The 11,527-nt window shown below is 44.8% G+C and carries 12 protein-coding genes; 11 read left to right on the top strand and 1 reads right to left on the bottom strand.

What is annotated here, in order from left to right; translation table 11 throughout:
- Nucleotides 1-4 precede the first annotated feature (4 nt).
- The 11 genes from EXU30_RS03140 to EXU30_RS03090 all read left to right on the top strand — a co-directional run bounded on the left by EXU30_RS03140 (nucleotide 5) and on the right by EXU30_RS03090 (nucleotide 9,750).
- Nucleotides 5-886: a MinD/ParA family protein gene (locus tag EXU30_RS03140; protein ID WP_130603215.1), complete on the top strand. Its 882-nt coding sequence runs from the start codon at nucleotides 5-7 to the stop codon at nucleotides 884-886.
- The gene (locus EXU30_RS03135) at nucleotides 879-1,598 is read left to right on the top strand and encodes an RNA polymerase sigma factor FliA (RefSeq protein ID WP_130597774.1); all 720 of its coding nucleotides are present in this window, start codon (nucleotides 879-881) and stop codon (nucleotides 1,596-1,598) included. Before EXU30_RS03140 ends, EXU30_RS03135 begins: the two co-directional genes overlap by 8 nt.
- 43 nt (nucleotides 1,599-1,641) lie before the next feature.
- Nucleotides 1,642-2,025, top strand: coding sequence for a chemotaxis response regulator CheY (gene cheY, locus EXU30_RS03130; protein WP_130597773.1), 384 nt, complete (start codon nucleotides 1,642-1,644; stop codon nucleotides 2,023-2,025).
- Nucleotides 2,026-2,039: 14 nt separating this feature from the next.
- Nucleotides 2,040-2,774 carry a protein phosphatase CheZ gene (locus EXU30_RS03125; RefSeq protein ID WP_130597772.1) on the top strand — a complete coding sequence of 245 codons (735 nt, stop codon included), beginning with the start codon at nucleotides 2,040-2,042 and terminating at the stop codon, nucleotides 2,772-2,774.
- Nucleotides 2,775-2,789: 15 nt separating this feature from the next.
- Nucleotides 2,790-5,012, top strand: coding sequence for a chemotaxis protein CheA (locus EXU30_RS03120; protein ID WP_130597771.1), 2,223 nt, complete (start codon nucleotides 2,790-2,792; stop codon nucleotides 5,010-5,012).
- Nucleotides 5,013-5,091: 79 nt separating this feature from the next.
- Nucleotides 5,092-6,225, top strand: a complete 1,134-nt coding sequence (locus EXU30_RS03115) for a protein-glutamate methylesterase/protein-glutamine glutaminase (protein WP_130597770.1) — start codon at nucleotides 5,092-5,094, stop codon at nucleotides 6,223-6,225.
- Entirely contained in the window at nucleotides 6,218-6,703 is a 486-nt protein-coding gene (locus tag EXU30_RS03110) for a membrane anchored protein in chemotaxis locus (RefSeq protein WP_242620303.1), read from the top strand. The genes EXU30_RS03115 and EXU30_RS03110 overlap by 8 nt, the downstream gene beginning before the upstream one ends.
- A gap of 44 nt (nucleotides 6,704-6,747) precedes the next feature.
- Nucleotides 6,748-7,539 carry a ParA family protein gene (locus EXU30_RS03105; protein WP_130597769.1) on the top strand — a complete coding sequence of 264 codons (792 nt, stop codon included), beginning with the start codon at nucleotides 6,748-6,750 and terminating at the stop codon, nucleotides 7,537-7,539.
- Nucleotides 7,523-8,779: a chemotaxis protein CheW gene (locus tag EXU30_RS03100; protein ID WP_165398955.1), complete on the top strand. Its 1,257-nt coding sequence runs from the start codon at nucleotides 7,523-7,525 to the stop codon at nucleotides 8,777-8,779. The genes EXU30_RS03105 and EXU30_RS03100 overlap by 17 nt, the downstream gene beginning before the upstream one ends.
- A gap of 8 nt (nucleotides 8,780-8,787) precedes the next feature.
- Nucleotides 8,788-9,282: a chemotaxis protein CheW gene (locus EXU30_RS03095; RefSeq protein ID WP_130597768.1), complete on the top strand. Its 495-nt coding sequence runs from the start codon at nucleotides 8,788-8,790 to the stop codon at nucleotides 9,280-9,282.
- A 69-nt stretch (nucleotides 9,283-9,351) separates the two neighbouring features.
- Nucleotides 9,352-9,750 (top strand): DUF2802 domain-containing protein, encoded by a 399-nt coding sequence (locus tag EXU30_RS03090; RefSeq protein ID WP_130597767.1) that lies wholly within the window; start codon nucleotides 9,352-9,354, stop codon nucleotides 9,748-9,750.
- A gap of 465 nt (nucleotides 9,751-10,215) precedes the next feature.
- Here EXU30_RS03090 and EXU30_RS03085 read toward each other — a convergent pair whose 3' ends face one another.
- Nucleotides 10,216-11,124 carry a sulfite exporter TauE/SafE family protein gene (locus tag EXU30_RS03085; RefSeq protein WP_130597766.1) on the bottom strand — a complete coding sequence of 303 codons (909 nt, stop codon included), beginning with the start codon at nucleotides 11,122-11,124 and terminating at the stop codon, nucleotides 10,216-10,218.
- Nucleotides 11,125-11,527 lie beyond the last annotated feature (403 nt).

Genomic DNA, 11,527 nt, shown 5'->3' with positions numbered 1-11,527 from the left:
AGATATGACCCGGGATCAAGCAAGCGGTTTACGTATGATGAATCAACCAAATAACGAAAAAGTGAAAGTTATCGCGGTTTCAGGTGGTAAAGGGGGCGTAGGTAAAACCAGCGTTTCAATCAACACCGCAGTTGCTCTCGCTGAAAAAGGCAAACGAGTATTAGTACTTGATGCTGACTTAGGGTTAGCAAACGTGGATGTCATGCTTGGCCTTCGCGCTGAGAAAAACTTATCTCACGTTCTATCTGGCGAATCAGAGCTAGACGATATTATTGTTCGAGGTCCTAAAGGCATTGGTATTGTGCCAGCAACTTCTGGTACTCAAGCGATGGTTGAGCTTACTCAAGCTCAGCATGCAGGCCTTATTCGCGCCTTTAGTGAAATGCGCACTCAGTTCGACGTACTGATTGTTGATACCGCGGCAGGTATTTCAGATATGGTGCTGAGTTTTTCACGTGCGTCACAAGATGTATTGATTGTCGTGTGTGACGAACCAACCTCTATTACCGATGCTTATGCCTTGATAAAAATCTTGAGCCGCGAGCATGGTGTGTTCCATTTCAAAATTGTTGCAAATATGGTGCGTTCTTTGCGAGAAGGTATGGAATTATTTGCTAAACTCAGTAAAGTGACAGACAGGTTCTTAGATGTCGCGCTCGAGCTGGTGGCAACGGTGCCGTTTGACGATAATTTGCGCAAATCTGTCCGTAAGCAGAAGTTAGTAATTGAAGCCTTTCCAAAATCGCCAGCGGCTATCGCTTATCATGGCTTAGCTAACAAGATTATGACGTGGCCAATCCCGCAACAACCTGGCGGGCATCTAGAATTTTTTGTTGAACGCTTAGTCCATCGTCCTACTCAGCAAGAGGAACGAGCGAGTGAATAAAGCTGCAGCATATACCCAATTCGATAACAAAACGTCTATCGTTGAACAGTATGCTCCGCTAGTAAAACGTATCGCTCACCATATGTTGGCTAGGCTTCCTGCCTCTGTGCAATTGGATGACTTGTTGCAGGCAGGAATGATGGGGCTGCTTGAAGCTTCATCAAAATTTGATGGCAGTAAAGGTGCCAAGTTTGAAACCTTTGCTGGGATCCGCATCCGAGGGGCAATGATTGATGAGATCCGCCGTGGTGATTGGGTTCCCCGTTCCGTTCACAGAAATAGTCGTCGTATCACTCAAGTGATCGATGAGTTAGAGCAAACACTTGGGCGCGATGCTCGTGACACAGAAATTGCTGAAAAACTTGAGATGTCGCTAGATGAATACCATCATATCTTAAACGACGTTTCTGTGGGGAAAATCATAGGCATAGAAGACTTGGGCGTGTCGCAAGATGTCATCGTCCCGGAAGACGAAAATCCGGACGAAGCGTTCGAGTCACTTGCTGAAGTACAGTTTCAATCTGCGTTAGTTGAAGCTATTAAAACTTTGCCTGAGCGTGATGCTTTAGTCTTATCCCTGTATTATGACGAAGCATTAAACTTAAAAGAAATTGGTGCCATTCTTGAGGTTAGTGAGTCTAGAGTTAGTCAGATTTTAAGTCAGGCTATGTTAAGACTAAAAGGTAAGCTCAAGCATTGGACACAAGAATAATTAATAAATAGAGCACGTAAGTGTAAGCTCACCGGAGGAAACCTTGGACAAGAATATGAAGATTCTTATTGTTGACGACTTTTCAACAATGAGACGTATCATCAAGAACTTGTTGCGAGACTTGGGGTTCAACAATACCCAAGAAGCAGATGACGGGTCTACGGCCCTACCTATGTTACAAAAAGGCGAATTTGACTTTGTTGTAACTGACTGGAACATGCCTGGTATGCAAGGCATCGACTTATTGAAAGCCATTCGCGCTGACGATTCTCTTAAACATTTACCTGTACTTATGGTAACGGCCGAAGCCAAGCGTGAGCAGATTATTGCTGCAGCGCAAGCTGGTGTAAACGGCTACGTGGTTAAGCCATTTACCGCAGCCACGCTCAAAGAAAAGCTAGATAAAATCTTTGAACGCTTAGCATAAAGTAGGGATACGCCATGCAGGTAGAAAACGCGGGATTGATTACACTTGAGCAAGCCCAGTTGCTGGTTGAGCTGCTTAGTGCTGATCAGCAAGAGCAAGCTGATAACCTCATTCGTGAAATCGCTGCCCCTCTTCAAAGGGAGCTATTTGAAGAGGTCGGTAAGTTAACTCGTCAGTTACATAGTGCCCTTGAAGACTTCCAACTTGATAGTCGCCTCTCTGAATTAGCTAACACAGAAATCCCAGATGCCAAAGAAAGGCTTAACTACGTCATCGATATGACGGAACAAGCTGCAAATAAAACCATGGATGCGGTTGAAGAATGTTTACCTTTGGCCGATACCATAATTACAAACATTCAAAGTGTGACCCCTATGTGGGATAAATTGATGCGCCGCGACATAGAACTGAGCGAGTTCAAAGTGTTATGTCACGACGTTCAGAAGTTTATGTCTCACAGTGCTCATGACTCGAATCGTTTACGTGAATTGCTCAATCAAATATTGATGGCGCAAGACTTCCAAGATTTAACCGGACAAATGATCCGTCGGGTGATAGACCTTGTCAGAGAAGTGGAAAACAACCTAGTTACCATGCTGACAGTGTTTGGTGACCACCCAATGCAAGCACAAGAAACAGCAAATAATAATATTGAGGCCGAAGGCCCTATAATGGATGCAGAAACACGCGAAGATGTTGTTACAGGTCAAGATGAAGTCGATGATCTGTTATCTAGCCTGGGTTTCTAATTAGGAGTCAACTTAATGTCCTTTGATGTCGATGAAGAGATACTGCAGGACTTTTTAATTGAAGCGGGTGAAATCCTTGAGCTTCTACAAGAGCAATTAGTTGCGCTTGAAAATAATCCTGACGATAGTGATTTATTAAACGCCATTTTCCGTGGGTTCCACACGGTTAAAGGTGGTGCAGGCTTTTTGAGTCTTACACCTATGGTTGATGTCTGTCATGAGGCAGAAAATACCTTCGACCTGTTAAGAACCGGTAAACGCCACGTCAACTCTGAGTTGATGGACATTATTTTGCAAGCTGTTGATTCGATTAACAGCATGTTTGAACAAACTCAGCAAGGTATCGAGCAAGATCCAGCAGAACCAGAACTATTAGAAAAGCTTAAACTGCTGAGCTCTGGCGAGCCGCTGCCTTCTGAAATGGGAGGTGATGTAGAGTCTACTGTCGTAGAACCCGAGCCCATCCCAGAGCCTGAGCCAGAACCTGCCCCTGAACCTACTCCGGAGCCTCAGGCTAATGAAGGGGAAGGTGGCATTGATGAAATTGATGAATCCGAGTTTGAAGCGTTACTCGATGCTCTGCATGGTGAAGGCGGTAGTCCATCAAATACGAAAGAGCAGCCGGTGGCTGAACCTGCAAGTTCGTCAGCGGTCGCTGATGATGAAATCACAGATGATGAATTTGAAGCTTTATTAGATGAGTTACATGGTTCAGGTAGCTTCAAGACCAGTGATGCTAAGCCTGCTGAGGTCGAGCAACCACCTATGGTGGATGCTGACGATATTACCGACGATGAATTTGAAGCGCTGTTAGACGAGCTACACGGTAAGGGCGGTGCACCAAAAGCCGTCGATGCTGAACCTAAGTCTGAACCAGCAAAAGCCGCTCCTGCGCCTAGTACGCCAGCAGCTAAAGCACCTGAGCCTAAAGCAGCTCCACAACCAACACCTGCGCCAAAAGCAGCACCAACTCCTGCAGCAAAAGCGCCAGCAAAAGCTGCGCCTAAACCTGAGCCCGCCAAAGATAAAGCGGCCAAAGGTCAAGCGCCAACGATACCTCAAGGTGAAACCACAGTTCGTGTAGATACTTCTCGTCTAGACCAGATTATGAACATGGTTGGTGAGCTGGTATTAGTGCGTAACCGATTAGTAAGTCTAGGCATTACTCGTGAAGATGAAGAAATGAGTAAGGCGCTAGCTAACCTTGATTTGGTGACAGCAGATCTTCAAGGCGCGGTAATGAAAACCCGCATGCAGCCAATTAAGAAAGTATTTGGCCGTTTCCCAAGGGTTGTTCGCGATTTAGCGCGCTCGCTCGATAAAGAAATTGATTTAGTCATGGTGGGTGAGGACACTGACCTTGATAAAAACTTAGTTGAAGCGCTAGCCGATCCGCTCGTTCATTTAGTTCGCAACTCAGTGGATCACGGCATTGAAATGCCGCTCACACGTGAGGCAAATGGTAAGCCAAGAACCGGTACCATTACCTTGTCTGCAAGTCAGGAAGGTGACCATATTCTTCTAAAGATTGAAGATGACGGCGCCGGTATGGACGCGCAAAAGCTCAAAGAGATTGCGATTAGCCGCGGCGTGTTAGATGAAGATGCCGCAGCGCGCATGACGGACAATGAAGCATATAACTTAATCTTTGCTCCAGGCTTCTCAACTAAAGTAGAAATTTCAGACATCTCAGGCCGTGGTGTAGGTATGGATGTGGTGAAAACCCGCATCACCCAGCTAAATGGTACTGTTCACATTGATTCAGTGCAGGGTAAAGGTACGGTACTTGAAATTAAAGTGCCGTTAACGCTAGCAATTATGCCAACCCTGATGGTTGATGTTGCTAAGCAAGTATTTGCCCTGCCGTTATCTAGCGTGAATGAGATTTTCCACCTAGATCTAACCAAGACCAATATTGTCGATGGTCAGCTAACCGTGATTGTTCGCGATAAAGCCGTACCTTTATTCTATCTTGAACATTGGTTGCGTCGTGACCAAAGCTCGTTCAAACATGGCGACAAACAGCACGGTCATGTGGTGATTGTACAACTGGGTACCATGCAAATCGGTTTCGTTGTCGATGCCCTTATTGGTCAAGAAGAGGTGGTAATTAAGCCTCTTGGCAGCATGTTACAAGGTACGCCAGGTATGGCGGGGGCAACCATTACCTCTGATGGTGGTATCGCGTTAATCCTTGACGTGCCAGGGCTATTAAAGCATTACGCTAAAAACAAATAACTTGAATTAGGGTAGTGCGGGACGCCGTAGCTACCCAGCTTGAGTTTGATAATAAAAGTTCCATTAGTAAAGGGATTAAATGGCCATACAAGTTTTAGTGGTAGACGACTCCAGTTTTTTCAGACGCAGGGTTAGTGAGATTGTTAATCAATCTCCTGATCTTGAAGTTGTAGGTGTCGCAGTTAATGGTCAAGAAGCAGTCACCATGGCTGCGAAACTTAAACCGCAAGTGATCACCATGGATATCGAAATGCCAGTGCTTGATGGCATCAGCGCGGTTCGAAAAATCATGGCTGAAACCCCGACACCTATTTTAATGTTCTCATCGCTTACCCATGATGGCGCTCAAGCTACGCTGGATGCGCTTGAGGCGGGTGCTTTGGATTTTCTACCTAAGCGTTTTGAAGATATTGCGACCAACAAAGCAGATGCCATTTCACTATTGCAACAACGCATCAAAGCGCTCGGCCGTCGCCGAGTATTTCGCACCCCAAGTAGAGCGACGCCAACACGAGAAATTTCTAGGGAAACACCGGATCGCACCCGCCAATCTCAACCACTGAGAAGTATAGGCAGTCGTCCAAGAGTTGAATCTCCAGCTTCGACACCTGCTCAATCCATTCGTGCGAGCGGTAAGCAATACAAGGCTTTATTGATCGGTACCTCAACAGGGGGCCCGGTTGCGCTGCAAAAAATCTTAACTCAGTTTCCTGTAAACTATCCGCATCCGATTTTTCTAATCCAGCATATGCCCGCCGCATTCACCCCCGCATTTGCCACACGTTTAAATAGCCTTTGCAAAATCGAGGTTAAAGAGGCTGTATCTGGCGATCTCGTCAGGCCTGGGTGTGCGTACCTTGCGCCAGGTGGCATGCAGCTGTTAATTGAAAAGACAGGTGTGAGCAGCAGATTAAAAGTCGTCGCAGGTAAGGCTGATATGAACTACAAGCCTTGTGTTGATATTACTTTTGCTTCTGCTTCAAAGGTTTATGACGGTGATATTCTGGCAGTCGTATTGACGGGAATGGGGGCTGATGGCCGCGAAGGCGCACGCTTGCTTAAAGCGAAAGGGGCAACCATTTGGGCTCAAGATGAAGCAAGCTGTGTGGTTTATGGTATGCCGCAAGCTGTAGCTTCAGCTGGCTTGTCTAGTCAATCTATTGCGCTTGATGATATGGCAAGTGCCATTTTGAAAGAGTCAGGGCGTGGCTAAGGCAAAGTCCTACAACCCTTTGCTGCTGTTGATAAGCTCACTGCTTATCATCGCCTTGCTTGTTGTATTGATGCTGTATTTAAACGCGGCGAAATTAAATAAGGCACAGCAGCTTGAAATCGAAGAGCTAAAAGCCAGTCAGATTTTGCTGATGGTGCCAGATGAGCAAGCACAGGAAATCGCCACCTGGATGGCGAACCATCCAGAGCAGACAAAAGCGTTTATCGAAATGGCAAAAAGTTCGCCAGAGCAAAAAGCAACCGTAGGCAGTGCAACACCGCCAAGTACGCAACAACAGACAACTGAGCCTGAGCAAGGTGCTACAACTGAAAAGCAAAGCAATGATGCTAGTAATGCTAATCGACATTCAGCTCAGCAGGTTGTGGTTTCAGAAAATGAAGATGGCGTTAAGGTGATTAGTTTGCCCAATGGCGGCATTCGCGTGACAACACGTGAACTAGACGATACCAATAGATAGTTGCAAGTCTTACCTAAAGCGCTAATACAGCAAGAGAGGCAAGTTTGAAAGTATGGACCATAGCGAATCAAAAAGGTGGTGTTGGTAAAACCACTACAGTCGCGAGCCTTGCCGGCGCGCTGGTTAAGCGTGGTCAAAGAGTACTGATGATTGATACCGATCCCCATGCATCGCTTGGCTATTATCTTGGCATCGATTCAGAAGAAGTGCCTGGCTCGTTATACGATGTATTTGTTAATCACCAAAATCTTACCAGCGAATTCGTGCTTCAGCATGTATTGCCAACCCAAGTAGAAGGATTAGATATTATCCCTGCGACTATGGCGCTTGCGACTCTAGATCGCGCGCTAGGTCATCAAGAAGGCATGGGGTTAGTGCTACGCAACTTATTGACGTTAGTTGAAGATAAATATGATGTCGCTATTATTGATTGCCCACCAGTACTCGGTGTGCTGATGGTCAATGCCTTGGCTGCCAGTCAGCACATCGTGATTCCAGTTCAGACTGAGTTTTTAGCGATTAAAGGTCTAGATCGCATGATCAAGACCATGGAGCTCATGGGGCGCTCTAAGAAAACGCAATACAGCTACTCCATTTTGCCAACCATGTTTGATAAGCGAACTAAAGCGTCGCCAATTGCCTTATCGTACTTACAGGACAAGTATGCCAAAACCTTATGGGATGACGTTATTCCCGTTGACACCAAGTTTCGTGATGCGAGTTTGGCGCACCTGCCAGCTTCTCATTACTCACCGCGCAGTCGTGGCGTGAAAGCTTATAACCGCTTGTTAGATTTTTTACTGTCTCAGGAGTTTGCACATGTCAAAATCGGTTGATGAAACTGTTTTTGATTATTTTAGCTTGTTACTGCAAGAGCCTGAGCCAAAAACTCAAGCTGAAGAAGTGTCTGAATCGTCGGTAGAATCTGCAGCTGAGACTGCTAACCCTTCGCTGGATCAATCTACCTCGCAGTCACACAGGCATGAGACTAAACAGCCAGCTACAAACGCTGCAACTGATAAAATGGCCTCATCAAAGCCACAACATACAGATAAGGCTGAAGATGCTAAACAGCAAGAAAAAGTTGCTGAGCAAAAGCAAACTGCACCTAAAAGGCCGTTGCAAAAGCAAGCGAGCACAGAGCAGCATACTCAAGCTAAGGCAAGTAGTAAGGCCGCAGCCTTAACGTCTCGGCCATTTGAAGAGCCAAGTGTGGATAAGCAAGCGTTAGAGCGCTTGTTGTCTGTCGTTTCCGAGCCAATTAAACAGCCAAAGCCTCAAGTTGCAGCGCCAGCACCGACAGCAACAGCAGAACCTGAGTTAACGGATTTTCAGCAGCAAATTAAACAAAGTGCCGAAAAAGTTCGTCAGGCGATTAGCAGTGAGGTTAAGGTTAAAACTGCAGCAGTTGAGCCTAAAGTTGAGCAGAAAACGGCAAGTGTTGATAAAGAAATCAACTCTTTAGTCGATAATAAACAACAGCAAGCAACTGCAACTCAAGCAAAAGCCGCTATTATTAACAAAGATAGCGTTAAGCAAGTAACACCTGAGCTTGATACTACGGTAAAAGTAAAAACAGGTGGGCAACCACCGCAAGTTACCTATAACTTGCATGATGTGTTAGATGATGAGTTTCAGGTTCTGTTTTTTAACGTTGCGGGCTTAACGTTAGCTGTGCCCTTGGTGAGTTTAGGTGGCATTGTTAAGGTTGAGCGCATTAACAATATTATTGGACGACCTAAGTGGTTTATGGGCGTACAGCCGCATCGTGATGGTCAAATCAATGTTGTTGATTCAGGAGCGTGGGTCATGCCCGAAAAATACACTCCTGAGCTAGCTGAATCCGTTGATTATCAGTATATTGTGATGCTAGAAGACAGTGATTGGGGTTTAACCTGTGAGTCGCTGGTTAATGCGGTAAAAATTAATAAATCTCACGTCAATTGGCGGGAGAAACCCGGTAAGCGCCCATGGCTTGCCGGAGTTGTAAAAGAGCAAATGTGTGGAATATTACATGTAAAAGCATTAATCGAAATGCTTGAAGCAGGTTTAGGTAGTCAGGATCCGATTGACTGAGGTTAACTATGAGTGATTCAAGAAGTGTAGCAGCAGTAGCTGCAGGTAATGATGATGCAGTACTGCAGTGGGTAACGTTTAAGCTTGATAACGAAACCTATGGTATCAATGTTATGCAAGTACAAGAGGTACTGCGATATACCGAGATTGCTCCAGTTCCTGGTGCGCCTCACTACGTGCTAGGTATTATTAACCTGCGTGGTAATGTGGTGACGGTAATTGATACTCGTTCACGCTTTGGTCTGCATTCAGCTGATGTTGATGATTCAACTCGTATCGTCATTATTGAAGCTGAAAAGCAAGTAATTGGTATTTTGGTTGATAGTGTCGCAGAGGTTGTATATTTACGTCGCTCTGAAATTGACAATGCACCAAACGTAGGTACAGAAGAAAGCGCTAAGTTTATTCAAGGCGTGAGCAATCGTGACGACGAGCTGCTAATTTTAGTTGACTTAGACAAGCTGCTATCAGACGAAGAATGGGCAGAGCTGACGCAACTTTAATTGTGTTATCATCCATTTATGCTGGCGCTAGGTGCGTCAGTAATAGCGAAAAGTGAACTGGGAACATAGATGGGTGACGAGTTAATTATAGGCGCACTGGTATTAGTGATCGTTTGTTTTGTGCTGATGATATTGATGTACAAGCAAATGCAAAAGCTAAAATCAAAAGTCGATGCGGTGACTGTGCTGCTAAAAGAGTCCGATAGACAACGAGAAGCAGTAAAACGTGAACTACAAGAGCTTCGTAGTGGCACTATCGGTATGGGTAGACGGGTTGTAGAGATAGAGAACAATCTCACTAAACAATCTGAAAAACTTGAAGAAGCCAGTCAGCAAGACCCGCAAGCTAAGCTGTATTCCAGAGCATTAAAAATGGTTGAGCTTGGTGCTGGTGTTGAGGAGTTAGTTACAGAATGTGAGCTGCCAAAAGCTGAAGCTGAGCTGTTGATCAGATTGCATCGTAAGTGATTTAACCATGACTTCTAGTACCTTAAGTAACCCAAATTAACCATTAATCTAAAGGGCCTCATTTGAGGCCTTGTTTGTTTTCAACCCCTAAACAGCCTACTTCAGTAGGTGGTTATCATTCGATTTGGCTTTGCCTGTAAATTCTAGTTTTTTCAGTTCTGACTACTTCAGTAATTAGCTTACGTAGCAATGACATTTAAAGCTCGCAGCAAGCACATCCCCTCTTTGTTTCACAAGAATGCTCGACGAAAAAATCCATTTTTTCAACGGCTTAAATGTCATCGCAACTATATGCTTCAACTTTAGCTGGTTACGCTATGTTCCCTTATAGGGAGCTAACACAAAGCTGCCTTTTTCAAAATGTGGTAATTTACTTTTTACTGTCTATGTTTTTTCAAGTTAGCTTTAGCTAGTCACAGTTACGGTAAGCCCCCGGAATATCAAGCGCATTTAAATCAACCTCGGCTACAGCGTTAAAGCCAGCATCACAATACCTGTTAAGATTATCCACGCAGAGAAAAACAGCTTAAGCCGCGTGACAGAGAAGAGCAGGGCGATACGCTTAGCTATCATGCCACCAATAACTGCGCCAGGACCTGCAAACAGTAACGCCTGAAAATGTACGTCGCTATCAGCGCCAAAGTTAATCGGCGCAGTTGTCCACACCGTTAGTACGCTCACCACCACGCCTGTGGCAATAGCAAGTTTTGCGCAAAAGCCTCTAAGCATGAGGTATATAACTAAAATCTCTCCCACGCCCACAGACAGCCAAGAAGTAATAATACCGCCAACAAAACCTATGCAAGTTAAAGCAATAAAGTCCCAGTTTGATATTTGATATGTGGCTGCTATTTGTTTATTGCGACTCGCTTTTCGCGAGTGGGCAATAATGATTATGCCAAGCAGTATCGAGAATAAGCTAAAACTTGTATGGATAGACAGTGGCGTTGCAAGACTCAATGACAAACTTGTCCAAAGCCCGGCTATCGAGCAAACGCTGGCCAACACCGTAAACCTTAAAAACGCCCCCCAGGTTGGATCATGACGATGATGATTTAGGTAATGAAAAATCCAGGTAAGTGAGCCCGCTGTCATCCCAAAGCATTGAATAGCAAATGAAGTGGCAATCATCTGCTCAGTAGTAAAGTTGAGAGCAGAAAACACTGGCACAAATATCACCCCACCACCTGCTCCAGTTGAGTTGGCAAAGATGGCGCCAATTACGCCTAATACACTAAAAAGTCCATATTCTATAAAGGTTTGTGTAATAGGTGGATAATGACTTGCCCAATAGCTCCAAAGCACAGTACTTGCTGAGATTAAAGCGATTAGCCACCAACGATGGCGCTTGATTGTGTGAGCTAACTGACTCATTTAAGCCTCTTTTAATTATTATTCTTGCTAGCTTAATTAGGGTTTTTATTAATAAAGTCACTAGGGCTTGTTGCTCTTTCAAGATTATTTTTGCAGCTGCTTGTTGGAAATTTATACAAGACAACGACTTTGATGTGTGGTTGTTCCACATGATAAGTCGTTAACGCAGTAGAAATGACAACAAGCGCTGCCTGAAAGGTTCGTTTAAAAGCACCTACGTTCTTAGTAAAAAGCTAAGTTTGTTGTGAGCCCTGTTTTTTAAAATCGATAGGTGTAGATGACTAGACGTCATCGCTCGCGTCGCGATTAAAGTGCTTTTAATTCGAACAAATTCTAATCAGCAAAGAACAACAGGCCCTAATATAAACACCCAAAGCGCGTGGTTAAACTGAAAATGTTTATT

The sequence above is a fragment of the Shewanella maritima genome (assembly GCF_004295345.1).
GTDB classification, from domain to species: Bacteria; Pseudomonadota; Gammaproteobacteria; order Enterobacterales; family Shewanellaceae; genus Shewanella; species Shewanella maritima.
Note: the sequence above shows the minus strand (reverse complement) of the source record. Positions and strands in the feature narration are given on the sequence as shown.